A 16854-nucleotide genomic window follows, 5' to 3' on the forward strand; every position below is an offset into this window, starting at 1 on the left:
TGTGGCCGGTTTCTTGCAAGCCCCTTTTTTACATTCGTGTGAAAAAGATGCGCGGCGGACCATGACACGACGCAAAACGCGACCTCGTGGCGCGCGCAACGCGGGATATTCGGGCCACACCGCACAAGGTCGGTAGGAGCGCACGATGTGTGCGAACCCCAAACCCATATGTCGCGAATGAAACCATGCGCCCCATGGATCCAAGGCCGTTCCGTGCGTCCGGTATGTGTTTTCCCCGGCGTCCGGAAACGCCTGCACGGATGCCATGCATGGCTTCCGTCGCCGTTGCCATGTCGAGGGATCGCGCACATCGTGCGCTCCTACCCCCAATGCTCCACATCACCACACGCCCCGGCGTCGTTCCAAAAAAAAGCGCCGGAGACCGGCGCTTTTTTTCACTGCAAACCGCCCTGCCCGATCAGCCGGCGAAGGCCTTCTGGCACCAGGCCAGCAGCGGTGCCCAGGTGAAGCCCAGGACCAGCAGCGCGAGGGCGTTGATCGAAAGCACCCAGCGTGCCGGCGCGTCGGCACGGGCACGCACGTCGGTGCCTTCCAGCGGGGCGTCGAAGTACATCACCTTCACCACGCGCAGGTAGTAGTACAGGCCGACGATGGCGAACACGGCACCGACCAGCGCCAGCCAGAGGAAGCCCGCGTCCACGGCCGCCTTCAGCACCAGCAGCTTGCCGAAGAAGCCGAACAGCGGCGGCACACCGGCCAGCGAGAACATCACCAGCAGCATGAGGAAGGCGAACCACGGCGAGCGCTGGTTGAGGCCGCGCAGGTCGTCGATCTCCTCGCACTCGAAGCCCGAGCGCGACAGCACCAGGATCATGCCGAACGCCGCGGCGCTGGTCAGCGCGTAGCTGACGGCATAGAACATGGAGGCCGAGTAGCCTTCCGGACTGGCATTGACCAGGCCCAAGAGCAGGTAGCCCATGTGCGAGATGGTCGAATAGGCCAGCAAGCGCTTGAGGTTGGTCTGCACGATGGCGACCAGGTTACCGATGGCCAGCGACAGCACGGCCAGCGTGGCCAGCATCATCTGCCACTGCGGTGCCAGGCCGGTCGCGCCGCCCGCGGCATCGCCCATGCCGGTGGACAGCAGTCGATAGGCCATGCCGAACGCCGCCAGCTTCTGCGCCGAACCGATGAAGATGGTCACGGCGGTGGGCGAGCCCTGGTAGACGTCCGGAATCCACATGTGGAACGGCGCGGCGCCGAGCTTGAAGCCGATGCCGACGATCATGAAGACCAGGCCGAACAGCAGCAGCGTCTTCCACTCGGTGGTGACGATGGCCGCGTGGATCGTGTGCAGGTCGAGGCTGTGGGTGGCGCCGTAGATCATCGACATGCCGTACAGCAGCATGCCCGAGGCCAGCGCGCCCAGCACGAAGTACTTGATGGCGGCTTCGGAAGACAGCTGCGAGTCGCGGTTGAGGGCGACCAGGGCGTACGACGAAAGCGTCAGCAGCTCGAGGCCCAGGTACACGGTGACCAAGCTGCCCGCCGACACGAGGAACATCGTGCCGACGGTAGCGAACAGGGTCAGCGTGTAGAACTCACCGAACGGGATGGCCCGCTCGCGCAAGTACGGACGCGCATAGACGAAGATCACGGCCGTGATCAGCAGCGAGAACAGCTTCAGCACTTCGGCCACGCCGTCGCGGATGAACATGCCGCCGAAGGCGGTGACCGTGCCATCCGGCTGGCCGCTGACGACGAGGTACGCGCCGATCACGAGGACCAGGATGGAGAGCCAGTGCACCGCGCCCTTCTGCGCCGGCGCGAGCCAGGCGTCCAGGAGCAGGAGCACGCAGGCCGCCAGCACGAGGTAAACCTCGGGGAGCAGGATCAGGATGTCGTTGATACCAGGCATGGATAGTTCCCGCTCAGACTTTGGTGATGGCCAGCTGCTCGACGATCCGAGCAACCGAGGCATCCATCAGGTGGACCAGCGGCTCCGGCCAGATACCGAAGACCAGCACACCGGCGGCGAACGCGCTCAGCATGAAGATCTCGCGACCGTTGACGTCCGTCAGTTCCGCGACGTGCTTGTTCTTGATGTCGCCCCAGAGGACGCGCTTGACCATCCACAGCGTATAAGCCGCGCCGATGATCAGGGTGAACGCGGCGAACAACGCGATCCACGGGTTGGCGCTGAACGAGGCCAGGATGACCATGAACTCGCCGACGAACCCGCTGGTACCCGGCAGGCCGCTGTTGGCCATGGCGAACAGCACGTAGAACGGGGCGAAGATCGGCATCACGTTGATGACGCCGCCGTAATCCTTGATCTGTCGGGTATGCATGCGGTCGTACAGCACGCCGATGCAGCTGAACATCGCGCCGGAAATGAAACCGTGCGAAATCATCTGGACCATGGCGCCCTGCATGCCCAGGCGTGCCGCCTCGACATTGTCCGAGTCACGCACCAGCAGGAAGGCGATGAAGATACCCAGGGTGACGAAACCCATGTGCGCGATGGACGAGTACGCCACCAGCTTCTTCATGTCCTGCTGCACCAGCGCGATGTAGCCTATGTAGCAGACCGCGATCAGGCTGAGCACGATGACCAGCCAGGCGAAGTGGTGCGAGGCGTCCGGCACGATCGGCAGGCTGAAACGGAGGAAACCGTAGCCACCGATCTTCAGCATCACCGCCGCCAGCACCACCGAGCCGCCCGTGGGTGCCTCGACGTGGGCATCCGGCAGCCACGTATGCACCGGCACCATCGGGACCTTGATGGCGAAGCCCAGCAGGAAGGCGAAGAACAGCCAGCTCTGCTCGGTGAGCGTCAGGTGCACGTTGGCCATGTCCGACAGCGCGAAGCTGCCGCCGGTCTTGTGGTACAGGTAAATCAGGCCGACCAGCATGAAGATCGAGCCGAAGAACGTGTAGATGAAGAACTTCAGCGTGGCGTAGACGCGACGCGGGCCACCCCAGATACCGATGAGGATGAACATCGGGATCAGCATGGCTTCGAAGAACACGTAGAACAGCAACGCGTCCGTCGCGCAGAACACGCCGATCATCAGGCCTTCGAGGATCAGCATCGCCGCCATGTACTGGTGCGGCTTGTTCTGGATGACTTCCCAGGCACCCACGATCACCAGGATCTGGGTGAAGGTGGTCAGGACGATGAGCGCGACGGAGATACCGTCGACGGCCAGCGAGTAGTTGATGCCGAGCGAGGGAATCCAGCTCAGCGTTTCGTTGAGCTGCATCGTACCCGTGGCGGCGTCGTAGGCAGGCAGGAGGGCCAGGCTGGCGGCGAACGTGGCAACCGCCACCAGCAGCGAGATCCAGCGGGCGAGGCCTGGGCGACCGGAACCGGCCAACAGCACCGGGATGGCGCCGACGACCGGAAGCCAGATCAGCAGGCTGAGCAAGTGATTCGACATAGAGCTCGTTTCCCTTATTGCCCGATCAGCCAGTACCCGCCGAGAAGCAGGATAAGACCGAGGATCATGGCGAACGCGTAGTGGAAGAGGAATCCGGATTGCAGACGACGGGCGCCGCTCGCGATGCGCTGCACGAGGCCGGCCGAGCCGTTGACGATGGCGCCGTCGATGATGGCGGTATCGCCCACCTTCGACAGGCCTTCGCCCAGCTTCACGCCGCCCTTCGCGAACACCGCGAAGTAGAGTTCATCGATCCAGTACTTGTGGTCGAGCAGGTTGAACACCGGCTTCAGCGCGTTCTTCGCCTTGTCGGCGATCGACGGGTTGAACAGGTAGACGTAGGTGGCGACGATGAAGCCGGCGGCCGCGATCCAGAAAGGCGGCTGCATGAAGCCGTGCAGGCCGGCGGCCAAAGCGCCGTGGAACTCGTGCGCAAGCTCGCCCAGCACGTTGTTGGCCTCGTTCACGTGGATCGCCTTGCCGAACCAGTCGCCGAACAGCATCGGGCCGACGGTGAAGAAGCCGATCAGGATGGACGGGATGGCCAGCAACACCAGCGGGACGGTGACGACCCACGGCGACTCGTGCGGCGCGTGCTCGAGGACGCCCGGCGTGTGGTGGCCGTGGTCGTCGTCGTGATGCGCGTCGTCATGATGCGCATCGTGGTGGACGGCATGGACGTCGTGGCCGTGCGCGCCATGACCATGGGCGTGGTGCGCGACGGTGAAGCGCTCCTTCCCGTGGAAGGTCATGTACAGCAGGCGGAAGCTGTAGAGCGAGGTGACGAACACGCCACCCATCACGCAGAAGTAGGCGTACGACGCACCCCAGCGATGCGACTCGCCGACGGCCTCGATGATCGCGTCCTTCGAGTAGAAGCCCGAGAAGAACGGCGTGCCGGCCAGAGCCAGCGAGCCGATCCACATCGTGATCCAGGTCACCGGCATGTACTTGCGCAGGCCGCCCATGTAGCGCATGTCCTGCTCGTGGTGCATGCCCATGATGACCGAGCCCGCACCCAGGAACAGCAGCGCCTTGAAGAAGGCGTGGGTCATCAGGTGGAACACCGCGCCGCTATAGGCGGACACACCCAGCGCCACGGTCATGTAGCCCAGCTGCGACAGCGTGGAATACGCGATGACGCGCTTGATGTCGTTCTGGACGATGCCGATCAGGCCCGTGAAGAACGCCGTGGTCGAACCGATCACCAGGATGAACGACAGCGCACCTTCGGTAAGCTCGAAGATCGGCGACATGCGCGCGACCATGAAGATACCCGCCGTGACCATCGTCGCCGCATGGATCAGCGCGGAGATGGGCGTGGGACCTTCCATCGAGTCCGGCAGCCACACGTGCAGCGGTACCTGGGCCGACTTGCCCATGGCACCGATGAACAGCAGGATGCCGATCACCGTGGCGGCATCCCACGCGTGGTTCTGCGTGATCTGCAGCGTCTTGCCGACCAGCTCCGGAGCGTGGTCGAAGGCGGTCTGGTAGTCGAGCGTACCCATGAAGTACAGGATGGCCGAGATACCCAGCAGGAAACCGAAGTCGCCCACGCGGTTGACCAGGAACGCCTTGAGGTTGGCGAAGATCGCCGTGGGGCGCTTGTACCAGAAGCCGATCAGCAGGTACGACACCAGGCCCACCGCTTCCCAGCCGAAGAACAGCTGCATGAAGTTGTTGCTCATGACGAGCATCAGCATCGAGAAGGTGAACAGGGAGATGTAGCTGAAGAAGCGCGTATAGCCCGGGTCTTCTTCCATGTAGCCGATGGTGTACAGGTGCACCAGCAGCGACACGAAGGTCACCACCACCATCATCATGGCGGTGAGGCGGTCGACCATGAAACCGACCGAGGCGTGGTACTTGCCGATCTCGAACCAGGTGTAGATGTCCTGGTTGAAGTTCTGCGCACCGGCGAAGACCAGCTGGTACAGGACGTAGAACGAGAGGGCGCAGGAGATGCCCACACCGAGGATGGTCGCGGTGTGCGCCCCTGCCCGGCCGATCATCCGTCCGAACAGGCCGGCCAGGATCGACCCCACCAGCGGTGCCAGTGCGATCGTCAGCAGGATTGAAAGCGAGAGACTCATCGGATCAACCCTTCATGCTGTCGATTTCGGCGACATTGATCGTGCTGCGGTTACGGAACAGCAGGACCAGGATCGCCAGGCCGATGGCGGATTCCGCCGCGGCCACGGTGAGGATGAAGAACACGAAGACCTGGCCGCCGACATCGCCGAAGAAGCGCGAGAAGGCCACGAAGTTGGTGTTCACCGCCAGGAGCATCAGCTCGATCGCCATGAGCAGCACGATCACGTTCTTGCGGTTGATGAAGAGTCCGGCGACCGCGATACAGAAGAGGATCGCGCCGAGGACGATGTAATGGGAAAGCGTGATCACTTGGCGTTCTCCTGCGTCGGGTCGACCACCGGGGCCGGTGCGGGGGCCGGGCTGACGGAAGCCATCGTTTCGGTGGCCACCTTCACCACGCGGACGCGGTCGGTCGCGTGCACGGCGACCTGCTGCGAGGCCGTCTGGTGCTTGACGCCCAGGCGCTGGCGGAGGGTCAGTGCCACGGCGGCCACCACACCCACGGTGAGGATCAGTGCGGCGATCTCGAACGGAAGCAGGAAGTCGGTGTACAGCGCCTGGCCCAGCCAAGCCACGTTGGATTCACCGGCCGGGTTGGGACCGAGCGTGTGCGCGTGCATGGCCTTGACGCCGATCATCGCCAGCATCTCGACCAGCATGACCAGCGCGACGATGATGCCCACCGGCAGGTAGCGGATGAAGCCCTCGCGGACCACCTCCTGCTTGATGTCCAGCATCATGACCACGAACAGGAACAACACCATGACCGCGCCGACGTAGACCACCACCAGGGCGATGGCCAGGAACTCGGCCTCGGCCAGCAGCCAGACGCAGGCCATGCTGAAGAAGGTCAGCACCAGCGAGAGCACGGCATGCACCGAGTTCTTCACGCTGATGACCATCAGCGCGCCGATGACGGCGATACCCGCGAACAGGTAGAAACAGATGAGTTGGAGCAGATCGGTATTCATCGCGTGATTTCTCCGGGCGCCTCAGCGGTAAGCCGCGTCTTGCGCGCGGGCGGCAGCGATGTCCTGCTCGAAGCGGTCGCCGATGGCCAGCAGCTGGCCCTTGGTGACCACGTTCTCGCCGCGATGTTCGAAGTGGTACTCGTGCACGTGCGTCTCCACGATGGAATCGACCGGGCAGCTCTCTTCGCAGAAACCGCAGAAGATGCACTTGAACAGGTCGATGTCGTAGCGCGTGGTGCGACGCTGGCCGTCTTCCGGGCGCGGGGCCGAGTCGATGGTGATCGCCAGCGCCGGGCACACCGCCTCGCACAGCTTGCAGGCGATGCAGCGCTCTTCGCCGTTGGCGTAGCGACGCAGCGCGTGCAGGCCGCGGAAGCGGTTGGACTTGGGAATGTGCTCGAACGGGTAGCGCATGGTGTACTTCGGGCTGAACATGTAGCGCATGGTCAGGCCCATGCCGGCGAACAGCTCGAGCAGCAGCAGGCTCTTGAGGTAATGGATAACGCGGGTCATGGCGATCAGGCTCCCGTGCCGAGGTGGACCCAGCCGAAATATTTCATGCAGCCGGCGACGAGGACCCAGACGATGGTGATGGGGATGAAGACCTTCCAGCCGAGACGCATGATCTGGTCGTAGCGGTAGCGCGGGAAGCTGGCGCGGAACCACAGGAACAGGAAGGCGAAGAAGAAGGCCTTGATGAACAGCCAATGGAAACCGCCGTGGCCCAGCAGGCCCCAAGATTCCGGGAACGGCGACAGCCAGCCGCCCATGAAGAAGATCGAGGTCAGGAAGCTGACCAGGATCATGTTGGCGTACTCGGCCAGGAAGAACAGCGCGAACGGCGAGCCGGAGTATTCGACGTGGAAGCCCGCGACGATCTCGGATTCGCCTTCGGCCACGTCGAACGGTGCGCGGTTGGTTTCCGCGACACCCGAGACGAAGTAGATGACGAACACCGGCAGCAACGGCAGCCAGTACCACGTGAAGAAGTTGCCCGACTGCGCGTTGACGATGGCGGACAGGTTGAGGCTGCCCGTCAGTACCAGCACGCAGACGATCGACATGCCCATGGCCAGCTCGTACGAGATGACCTGGGCCGCCGCGCGCATGGCGCCGAGCATCGCGTAACGCGAGTTGGACGACCAGCCGGCGAGGATGATGCCGTAGACGCCCATCGAGGTCATCGCCAGCAGGTACAGCACGCCGGCGTTGACGTTGGCCAGCACCACTTCAGGACCAAACGGCACCACGGCCCAGGCGGCCAGTGCCGGCACCAGGGCCAGCAGCGGAGCCAGGTAATACAGCGCCCGGTTGGCGTTGGTCGGAAGGATGACTTCCTTCAGCAACAGCTTGACGACGTCGGCGAAGGCCTGCAGCAGGCCCGCCGGGCCAACCTTGTTGGGCCCCATGCGGACGTGCATCCAGCCCAGCACCTTGCGCTCCCACCAGACGAAGAGTGCGACGCCGATGACCAGCGGCAGCACGATCGCCAGGATGTAGAGGATCGGCAGCAACAGGTGGTCGAAGAGTTGATCGGCCATGGGTTATGCCTTGCTCACGGTGATGGCCGCGCCGTACGGGGGCAGCATGGCGGTTTCGGAATGCGCGGCTTCGATCCAGACGGCACCCGCCGGCACCGCCTCGTCGAACACCACGGGCAGCACGCTGTCGCCGATACGCGCGTTGGCGCCATCGGCAAGACCCAGCCTGCCCGCCTCGTCCGCGCCGATGCGGATAGCCGCCGGGCGGTTGAGCGGATGCGCGTTCAGTGCACCGGCGCGACGCAGGACCGCGTCGCCGCGGTAGATCGGCGTGGTGGCCAGGCGCGACAGCGTGACACCCGAGGCACGCGGGGCGAGCACCTGGCGCGCCTCGGTCGCGCGCTCGGTGACACCCTCGCGAAGACCGGCAAGGTCCTCGAACTCGAAGCCCGGCACGTTCAGCAGGCCGCCCAGTGCACGGAGCACCTTCCAGCCCGGACGGGCATCGCCAGGGGCCTTGGCACCCGCCACCACGGCTTGGGCCGTGCCTTCGACGTTGACCAGGGTTCCGTCGATCTCCGGCGTGAGGCCGATCGGCAGGATCACATCGGCCGAATCCTTCAACGCCTCGCTGGCATAAGCCGCGAAGGCCACCACCGTCTGCGCCGAATGCATCGCCTGCTGCGCGAGTGCACCGTCGGCGAAGTCGTGCGGCGGCTCGACGTTGTACAGGATGTAACCCTTGCGGGCCTGGGCCAGCATGCCGCGCGCGTCGAGGCCGCCGGCGCCGGGCAGCACGCCCACCGACGACAGGCCCAGCGCGTTGGCGCCGACCGGGATCTCGTTGAACGCCGCACCGGCCGCCTGCGCGATGAAGCGCGCGATGGCACGCAGCCACGAGGCTTCCGGATGGGTGACTGCGGCATGGCCGAAGATCACGATGGCCTGGTCACCCAGGGCCTTGAAGGCGTCGCGATGGGCGTCCGTGGTCTCGACGCCGTTCAGCGCGGAGGCCAGGGCGTCGGGCACCGTGGCACCGTGCTCGCCGGCGGCTTTTGCCAGCACCAGCAGCTCGTTGACCAGCGCATGCGGCGCGGCCACCGATTCGCCGGCCAGCGGGTAGTTGAAGTTGAAGTGCGCGGGGTTGACCGCATACACCTTGGCGCCCTTCTTCACCGCCTGGCGCAGGCGATGGTTCAGCAGCGGCACTTCGTGGCGCAGGTCGGAGCCGACCAGCAGCGCCGCCTTCACCTTGTCGATCGAGGCGATCGGCGAGGCGAACGGCCGCGCGAACGCGTTGTCGGCGAAGTCGAGCTGGCGCAGGCGGTGGTCCACATGGGCACTGCCCAGGCCGCGCGCGAGGCGGACGATCAGCTCGCCTTCCTCGTTCGACGTGGCGCCATGCACCAGCACGCCCAGATCCGCACCGGACACGCTCTTCAGCGACTCGGCGGCCACGGCCAGGGCGTCGTCCCACGTGGTGGCGGCCCATTGCCCGTTGCGCTTGACCATCGGCGTCTTCACGCGATCGGCGGCGTACAGGCCCTGGTGGCTGTAGCGGTCGCGGTCGGACAGCCAGCACTCGTTGATCGTCTCGTTGTCGCGGGGCACCGTGCGCAGCACTTCGCCACGGCGCGCATGCAGCCACAGGTTGGAGCCGAGCGCGTCGTGGTAGGCCACCGACGGGCGGGCGATCAGCTCCCAGGCGCGCGCCTGGAACTGGAACGGCTTGTTGGTCAGCGCACCCACCGGGCAGACGTCGATGATGTTGCCCGACAGTTCGCTCTCGATGGTCTTGCCGATGTACGTGCCGATCTCGAGGTTTTCACCGCGGCTCATGCCACCCAGTTCGTACGTGCCGGCGATCTCGCTGGTGAAGCGGACGCAGCGCGTGCACTGGATGCAGCGGGTCATCTCGGTGGCAATCAGCGGCCCGATGTTCTCGTCGGCGACCGTGCGCTTGCGCTCGGTATAGCGGGACACCGAGCGGCCGTAGCCCAGCGAGACGTCCTGCAGTTCGCATTCGCCGCCCTGGTCGCAGATCGGGCAGTCCAGCGGATGGTTGATCAGCAGGAATTCCATCACGTTGCGCTGCGACTTCAGCGCCTTGTCCGAGCGCGTGAACACCTTCATGCCCTCGCCCACCGGCGTGGCACAGGCCGGTGCAGGCTTGGGCATCTTCTCGATTTCCACCAGGCACATGCGGCAGTTGGCGGCGATCGGAAGCTTGCGGTGGTAGCAGAAGCGCGGGATGGCGATACCGACGGCATCGGCCGCCTGGATGATCATCGACCCCTTGGCTACCTGCACCGGTACGCCGTCGATCTCGACATTGACGAGATCCGGCGCGGCATTGGCTACGGGCTGCGCACTCATGCAGCGACTCCAGTGGTGACCGTGCCGGCGGGGCCGTCGACGATCGACCGGCCATGCGTCACGTAGTATTCGAATTCGTGCCAGAAGTGGAACAGGAAACCCTGCACCGGCCACGCCGCGGCTTCGCCGAACGCGCAGATGGTGTGGCCCTCGATCTGGCCCGCGATGGCCTTGAGGCGGTGCAGGTCGTCTTCCGTGCCCTTGCCGTCCACGATGCGCGACAGCACGCGGTGCATCCAGCCGGTACCTTCGCGGCACGGGGTGCACTGACCACACGACTCGGCCATGTAGAAGCGCGAGATGCGATGGCACGCACGCACCATGCAGGTGGTGTCGTCCATCACGATGACCGCGCCGGAGCCCAGGCCCGAACCCGCCTTCTGCAGCGAGTCGTAGTCCATGGTGCATTCCATGATCTTCTCGGCCGGCAGCACCTTCATCGACGAGCCGCCCGGGATGCACGCCTTGAGCGTGCGGCCTTCGCGCATGCCGCCGGCCATCTGCAGCAGGTCGGCGAACGGCGTGCCCAGCTTGATCTCGAAGTTGCCCGGCTTGGCCACGTGGCCGGACACCGAGAAGATCTTCGGGCCGCCATTGTTCGGCTTGCCGATGTTGAGGAACCACTCCGCACCGTTGCGCAGGATGGCCGGCACCGAGGCGTAGGTCTCGGTGTTGTTGATCGTGGTCGGACGACCGTACAGGCCGAAGCCGGCCGGGAACGGCGGCTTGAAGCGCGGCTGGCCCTTCTTGCCTTCCAGCGATTCCATCAGCGCGGTTTCTTCGCCGCAGATGTACGCGCCGGCGCCCAGCGCGTTGTAGATGTCGACGTCGATGCCCGTGCCGCCGATATCCTTGCCGAGCAGGCCGGCTGCGTAGGCTTCCGCCAGCGCTTCCTCGATGTGCTCGAACGGCTCGTGGTGGAACTCGCCGCGCAGGTAGTTGTAGGCGACGGTCGAACCGGTGCAGTAGCACGCGATCGCCAGGCCTTCGATGACCGCATGCGGGTTGAAGCGCAGGATGTCACGGTCCTTGCAGGTGCCCGGCTCGGATTCGTCCGAGTTGCACAGGATGTACTTCTGACCCGGTGCCGTGCGCGGCATGAAGGACCACTTCAGGCCCGTCGGGAAGCCGGCGCCGCCGCGACCGCGCAGCGCGCTCTTCTTGATCTCTTCGATCAGCGCGGCGGGGTCCGGCTTTTCGGCCAGGATCTTGCGCCATGCCTTGTAGCCGTCCACTTTTTCGTAGCTGTCGAGCGCCCAGGGCTTCTCGAAATGCAACGTGGTGTAGACGACCTGGTGTTCCTGCGGTGCGGGTCCGACCGGACCAGTGGTGCTAGCCATTGCCCTTACCTCACTTCAGACCGTCGAGGATCGCATCGACCGATTCGGTCGTCAGCTTCTCGTGGTAATGACCATTGACCACCATCATCGGCGCACCGGCACACGCGGCCAGGCATTCCTCTTCCTGCTTGAGGTAGACGCGACCGTCGGCGGTGCTTTCGCCCGTCCTGATGCCCAGCTTCTTCTCGCAATGGCGCACGAGGCCCTCGGCCCCGTTCAGCCAGCACGAGATGTTGGTGCAGATGGCGACGTTGTTGCGGCCGACCGGCGAGGTCTCGAACATCGAGTAGAAGCTGGCGACCTCGTAGGCCCAGATCGGCGGCAGGTCGAGGTATTTGGCGACCGCGGTGATCAGCTCGTCGGTCAGGTAGCCGACATTCTGTTCCTGCGCCGCCATCAGCGACTGGATGAGGGCCGAACGCTTGCGGTCGGGCGGAAACTTGGACACCCAGTGGTCGATGTGCTGACGGGTGTGATCGTTGAGCACGGCAAGGGGATCGACGTCCTTGACCTGCTCGAAATGACCGGTGGCTTTCATGATTCAGTTCACTCCGTCGACTTAGCGGTCGACTTCGCCGAAGACGAGATCGTAGGTGCCAATCATCGCGACGACGTCGGCGAGCATGTGGCCCCTCACGATCGCGTCCATGGAAGACAGGTGCGCGAAGCCGGGCGCGCGCAGGTGCACGCGGAAGGGCTTGTTGGCACCGTCGGACACGAGGTAGCAGCCGAATTCGCCCTTGGGCGCCTCGACCGCGGCGTAGGTTTCGCCGGCGGGTACGCCGTAGCCTTCGGTGAAGAGTTTGAAGTGATGGATGAGCGCTTCCATGTCGTTCTTCATTTCTTCACGGCTGGGCGGTGCGACCTTGTAGTTCTGCACCATGACCGGACCGGGGTTGGCCTTGAGCCAGGCCACGCACTGCTTGATGATCGCGTTGGACTGGCGCATTTCCTCGACGCGGACCAGGTAGCGGTCGTAGCAGTCGCCGTTGACGCCCACCGGGATATCGAAATCCATGTCCGCGTAGGCAGCGTACGGCTGCTTCTTGCGCAGGTCCCAGGCGATACCCGAGCCGCGCAGCATCGCGCCGGTCATGCCCCAGGCCTGGGCCTTCTCGGGCGGAATGACGCCGATGCCCACCGTACGCTGCTTCCAGATACGGTTGTTGGTCAGCAGCGATTCGTATTCGTCGACGCGCGCCGGGAAGTCGTTGGTGAACTCCGTGAGGTAGTCCAGCATCGAGCCTTCGCGCCAGGCGTTCAGGCGCTTGAGGTCGCCACCCTTGTGCCAGGGCGACTCGCGGTACTTCGACATCTGCTCGGGCAGGTCGCGGTAGACGCCGCCCGGACGGTAGTACGTGGCGTGCATGCGCGCGCCCGACACCGCCTCGTAGACGTCCATCAGTTCCTCGCGCTCACGGAACGCATAGAGGAACACGGCCATGGCGCCCAGGTCGAGCGCGTTCGAACCCACCCACATGAGGTGGTTGAGGATGCGGGTGATCTCGTCGAACATGGTGCGGATGTACTGCGCACGCACCGGCGCCTCGATCCCCATCAGGTTCTCGATGGCGCGCACGTAGGCGTGCTCGTTGCACATCATCGACACGTAGTCGAGGCGGTCCATGTAACCGATGGACTGGTTGAACGGCTTGGACTCGGCCAGCTTCTCGGTGCCACGGTGCAGCAGGCCGATGTGCGGATCGGCGCGCACGATGGTCTCGCCGTCCATCTCCAGCACCAGGCGCAGCACGCCGTGCGCAGCGGGATGCTGCGGGCCGAAGTTCATCGTGTAATTGCGGATTTCTTCCACGGCTTAGTTCTCCCGCCAGTGATCGGCGGATTCCGCCCTGGCCTGATCGAGGTCGGCATCGTTGCGGATCGTGCGCGGCACCAGCACGCGCGGCTCGATCGAGACCGGTTCGTAGACGACACGCTTCTGCTCGGGGTCGTAGCGGACCTCGACATTGCCGATGAGCGGGAAATCCTTGCGGAACGGATGGCCGACGAAGCCATAGTCCGTGAGGATGCGGCGCAGGTCGGGGTGGCCGTCGAAGATGATGCCGAACAGGTCGAAGGTTTCGCGCTCGAACCAGTCGGCACCCGGGAAGATCGGCGTGATCGACGGCACCACCGGGAACGCGTCGTCCTCGCAGAACGCGCGCAGGCGGATGCGCTGGTTCAGCTCGATCGACAGCAGGTGGATGATGGCGGCATAGCGACGCGGCTGCTCGACCTGGCGCGGACGCTCCGCCCAGGTGAAGCGGCCGGCGCCCTGCCCTTCGACACCGCGCGAGAAGCTTTCGCCGTGCGCGGTGTCGGTATCCCACTCGGTCTGGCCGTAGCTGAGGTAATCGATACCGCAGACGTCGATGACGATGGTGAAGCGGAAGCCGGTCTCGTCGCGCAGCGCCGTGGCGACGGCGGTCAGGTCGCGCGGGGACACCTCGGCGGTGACCTCGTTGCGCTCGACCTTCACCGTCAGCATGTCGCCGAAACGCGCGGCGAGCCGTTCGACCAGCGAGGTCTCGTTAGTAACGCTCATGTTCGAAAGCCCTGTTCAGCGCGCGATCGTGTGGGTGCGGCGGATCTTTTTCTGCAGCTGCAGGATGCCGTGGATCAGCGCTTCGGCCGTCGGCGGGCAACCCGGCACGTAGATGTCCACCGGCACGATGCGATCGCAGCCGCGCACGACCGAATACGAATAGTGGTAGTACCCGCCGCCGTTGGCGCAGGAACCCATCGAGATGACCCACTTCGGCTCGGGCATCTGGTCGTACACCTTGCGCAGCGCCGGAGCCATCTTGTTGACCAGCGTGCCGGCCACGATCATGACGTCGGACTGGCGCGGGCTGGGACGGAACACGACGCCGAAGCGGTCGAGGTCGAGGCGCGCGGCACCCGCGTGCATCATCTCGACCGCGCAGCAGGCCAGGCCGAAGGTCATCGGCCACATGGAGCCGGTGCGCGCCCAGTTCATCAGGGCGTCGATGCTGGTCACGCCGAAACCGCGGTTGGCCACCGGCGCGTCGCCGTTGGGACGCAGGATGTCGTCGACGAGGTTGAGCGGCGCCGGGTTGTGCATCACCCGGTCGATGGTGGTCATCACTCCCATTCGAGCGCTCCCTTCTTCCAGACGTAAGCGAAGCCGACGACGAGCAGCGCGAGGAACAGCGCCATCTCGACCAGGGCGATCAGGCCGATCTTGTCGAACACCACCGCCCACGGGAACAGGAAGGCGATTTCGAGATCGAAGATGATGAAGAGGATGGCGATGAGGTAGTAGCGCACGTCGAACTTCATGCGCGCGTCCTCGAAGGCCTCGAAGCCGCACTCGTAGGGCGAGAGCTTCTCGGCGTCGGGACGACGCGGGCCGGCGAGCATGCCGAGCGTCATGAGCACGACGCCCAGGCCGACAGCGACGCCGATGAACAACAGGACGGGCCAATATTGGGCAAGCACGATGCTGCGTACCTCCGCGCCTCACTGGGCGCATCAGTGACCGTCGACGGGGACGAGCGGTCCGGCTAGGGTCGCCGAAGCTTTTTTCGAATCGATCCAAACGGGCCGATCCGTGTCGACGCGATGGGCGCGCCAACGACTCCGGATATCCACAATCTCACGTTGGGGAACCGGACTATTGTACCAGTGCGTGCAGGTATACCTACAAGCCTTAATGCGGGAAAAACATCGCCGTAAGGCGGAAAAGCGGTAGCCGCGACGCATTCGCACGCTTTTGCCGTCACACGGCCTGCACGCGACGCCGGGCGGCGCGCGCGGTTACATCGTCTGGGTCGGGCGCTCCGAGGCCAGGCTGCCGGCGAGCAGGGCCTCGATCCGCTGGCGGGCGGCCTCGCTTTCGGGCGATTCGCTGAACTGGATGCCGACCCCGGCGGTACGGTTGCCCTGGGCGCCCACCGGCGTGATCCAGACCACCTTGCCGGCGACCGAGAGGCGCTCGTTATCGTCGATCAGGGTGACCAGCAGGGCCACTTCATCGCCCAGGCCGTAGCGCTGGGCAGTGGGCGCGAACAGGCCGCCGGTCTTCAGGAAAGGCATGTACGCGATGTACAGCGCGTTGACGTCCTTGATCTTCAGCGAAAGGATGCCCTGACGCGGCGATGAGGCGGTGGCGTTCATGCAAGCGATTTCCCCGTATTGAGGGCCATCCTAGCTAGCCGACCGTCCGGGCCACAAGCCCGGCCGGCTCCGGGGCCTCGCACGCCCACCCGTAGTGGTCGTAGATCCACGGCGTGGCCAGATCGGCGGTGAGCTTGACGAAAGCCGGGCCGGGCGCGCCGCGCAGGCGCAACTGCCAGCCACCGTCCACGGCCTCCAGCGGCGCCTTGCGCCACGGCCAGGCCACCACGCCCTGCCCGTCCGCCACCACGATGCGCAACCGGCGGCGGGCCAGGACGCCCGGATGCCACGGCAAGGGCAACAGCCCGGTGCCCGGCGCGGCGGCCGGGCGGTCGAAGCGCTCGGGGCGCGACGCCACAGCGAGCATGCGCTTGCGACTGAGCGCCACCTGGGTTTCGTGCTCCAGCACGGCGGCCAGCTTGGTCGCCTGGCGCTCGGCATCCAGGTCGGGAACGATCAGGTCGTCCGGCGCGCTGCGCTCGGTGCCGTGCACCATATAAGTGAGGATGTCGGCCGTCGAGCCCGCGGCCGCCAGGGCCAGGCGCGCCAGCACGTGGGCGGAGCCATGGTCCGGATGCGCGTCGCCCAGGTCGGGAATGACCACCAGCGTGGGGCGCACGCGCTCGATGACCCGCTTGACGGAGGTCAGGGCCGCGGTGTGCCGCAGGCGCAGTTCGTCGGTGACCTGCATGTCGTGCCAGCCCAGCGCATGCAGCTGGTCGGGCGGGACGCCCAGCCGGCCCAGCGCGCCGGCCACTTCGCGCCGACGGCGTGCACCCCAGCGGCGACGGGCCGCCGCGTCGATGAGCACACGGCGCTCCAGCCAGCGCTGCGGCCAGGGGTTGTTGTCCCCGTCGGTCAACAGCAGGACGTCAGCCCGGCCACCCTGGGCCAGGGTGCGCTGGATAAGCATGCCGGCGGCCAGCGACTCGTCGTCCGGATGGGGGGCGACGACGAGCAGGCGGGTGCCGCCGTCGATGACGGGGTCACGATACAAAGCGGATTCCTTGCACATCATTATGACAGGCGCATTAAGACCGACCGG

The 16854-nt window shown here is 65.3% G+C and carries 16 protein-coding genes; all 16 read right to left on the reverse strand.

Annotated features, from left to right (window positions below; genetic code table 11):
* Positions 1–418: 418 nt before the first annotated feature.
* The 16 genes from nuoN to ACVKN3_RS15595 all read right to left on the reverse strand — a co-directional run bounded on the left by nuoN (position 419) and on the right by ACVKN3_RS15595 (position 16806).
* Positions 419–1879: an NADH-quinone oxidoreductase subunit NuoN gene (gene nuoN, locus ACVKN3_RS15520; RefSeq protein WP_036142424.1), complete on the reverse strand. Its 1461-nt coding sequence runs from the start codon at positions 1877–1879 to the stop codon at positions 419–421.
* Between the two features lie 13 nt (positions 1880–1892).
* Positions 1893–3404 (reverse strand): NADH-quinone oxidoreductase subunit M, encoded by a 1512-nt coding sequence (locus tag ACVKN3_RS15525; protein WP_036142427.1) that lies wholly within the window; start codon positions 3402–3404, stop codon positions 1893–1895.
* Positions 3405–3418: 14 nt separating this feature from the next.
* The gene (nuoL, locus tag ACVKN3_RS15530) at positions 3419–5500 is read right to left on the reverse strand and encodes an NADH-quinone oxidoreductase subunit L (RefSeq protein WP_285400857.1); all 2082 of its coding nucleotides are present in this window, start codon (positions 5498–5500) and stop codon (positions 3419–3421) included.
* Positions 5501–5504: 4 nt separating this feature from the next.
* Positions 5505–5810 (reverse strand): NADH-quinone oxidoreductase subunit NuoK, encoded by a 306-nt coding sequence (gene nuoK, locus ACVKN3_RS15535; protein ID WP_036112219.1) that lies wholly within the window; start codon positions 5808–5810, stop codon positions 5505–5507.
* Positions 5807–6472: an NADH-quinone oxidoreductase subunit J gene (locus ACVKN3_RS15540; protein ID WP_285400867.1), complete on the reverse strand. Its 666-nt coding sequence runs from the start codon at positions 6470–6472 to the stop codon at positions 5807–5809. The genes nuoK and ACVKN3_RS15540 overlap by 4 nt, the downstream gene beginning before the upstream one ends.
* 21 nt (positions 6473–6493) lie before the next feature.
* Positions 6494–6985 carry an NADH-quinone oxidoreductase subunit NuoI gene (gene nuoI / locus ACVKN3_RS15545; protein ID WP_036112213.1) on the reverse strand — a complete coding sequence of 164 codons (492 nt, stop codon included), beginning with the start codon at positions 6983–6985 and terminating at the stop codon, positions 6494–6496.
* Positions 6986–6990: 5 nt separating this feature from the next.
* Positions 6991–8013, reverse strand: coding sequence for an NADH-quinone oxidoreductase subunit NuoH (nuoH, locus tag ACVKN3_RS15550; protein WP_285400869.1), 1023 nt, complete (start codon positions 8011–8013; stop codon positions 6991–6993).
* Positions 8014–8016: 3 nt separating this feature from the next.
* The gene (nuoG, locus tag ACVKN3_RS15555; RefSeq protein WP_354516362.1) at positions 8017–10329 is read right to left on the reverse strand and encodes an NADH-quinone oxidoreductase subunit NuoG; all 2313 of its coding nucleotides are present in this window, start codon (positions 10327–10329) and stop codon (positions 8017–8019) included.
* The gene (gene nuoF, locus ACVKN3_RS15560; RefSeq protein WP_354516364.1) at positions 10326–11669 is read right to left on the reverse strand and encodes an NADH-quinone oxidoreductase subunit NuoF; all 1344 of its coding nucleotides are present in this window, start codon (positions 11667–11669) and stop codon (positions 10326–10328) included. The genes nuoG and nuoF overlap by 4 nt, the downstream gene beginning before the upstream one ends.
* A gap of 10 nt (positions 11670–11679) precedes the next feature.
* Positions 11680–12207: an NADH-quinone oxidoreductase subunit NuoE gene (nuoE, locus tag ACVKN3_RS15565; protein WP_036142443.1), complete on the reverse strand. Its 528-nt coding sequence runs from the start codon at positions 12205–12207 to the stop codon at positions 11680–11682.
* 21 nt (positions 12208–12228) lie between these two features.
* A complete protein-coding gene (locus tag ACVKN3_RS15570) occupies positions 12229–13458 on the reverse strand; it encodes an NADH-quinone oxidoreductase subunit D (RefSeq protein ID WP_285401204.1) in 1230 nt (409 codons plus the stop codon).
* Between the two features lie 27 nt (positions 13459–13485).
* On the reverse strand, positions 13486–14214 hold the full coding sequence (locus tag ACVKN3_RS15575; protein WP_285400874.1) for an NADH-quinone oxidoreductase subunit C: 729 nt from the start codon (positions 14212–14214) through the stop codon (positions 13486–13488).
* A 15-nt stretch (positions 14215–14229) separates the two neighbouring features.
* On the reverse strand, positions 14230–14784 hold the full coding sequence (locus ACVKN3_RS15580; protein WP_036142453.1) for a NuoB/complex I 20 kDa subunit family protein: 555 nt from the start codon (positions 14782–14784) through the stop codon (positions 14230–14232).
* On the reverse strand, positions 14775–15131 hold the full coding sequence (locus ACVKN3_RS15585; protein WP_036142456.1) for an NADH-quinone oxidoreductase subunit A: 357 nt from the start codon (positions 15129–15131) through the stop codon (positions 14775–14777). Before ACVKN3_RS15585 ends, ACVKN3_RS15580 begins: the two co-directional genes overlap by 10 nt.
* 318 nt (positions 15132–15449) lie before the next feature.
* Positions 15450–15809 (reverse strand): PilZ domain-containing protein, encoded by a 360-nt coding sequence (locus tag ACVKN3_RS15590; RefSeq protein ID WP_354516367.1) that lies wholly within the window; start codon positions 15807–15809, stop codon positions 15450–15452.
* Positions 15810–15843: 34 nt separating this feature from the next.
* On the reverse strand, positions 15844–16806 hold the full coding sequence (locus ACVKN3_RS15595; protein ID WP_285400879.1) for a PIG-L deacetylase family protein: 963 nt from the start codon (positions 16804–16806) through the stop codon (positions 15844–15846).
* Positions 16807–16854: the final 48 nt, after the last annotated feature.

This window comes from Luteibacter sp. PvP120 (assembly GCF_054055715.1).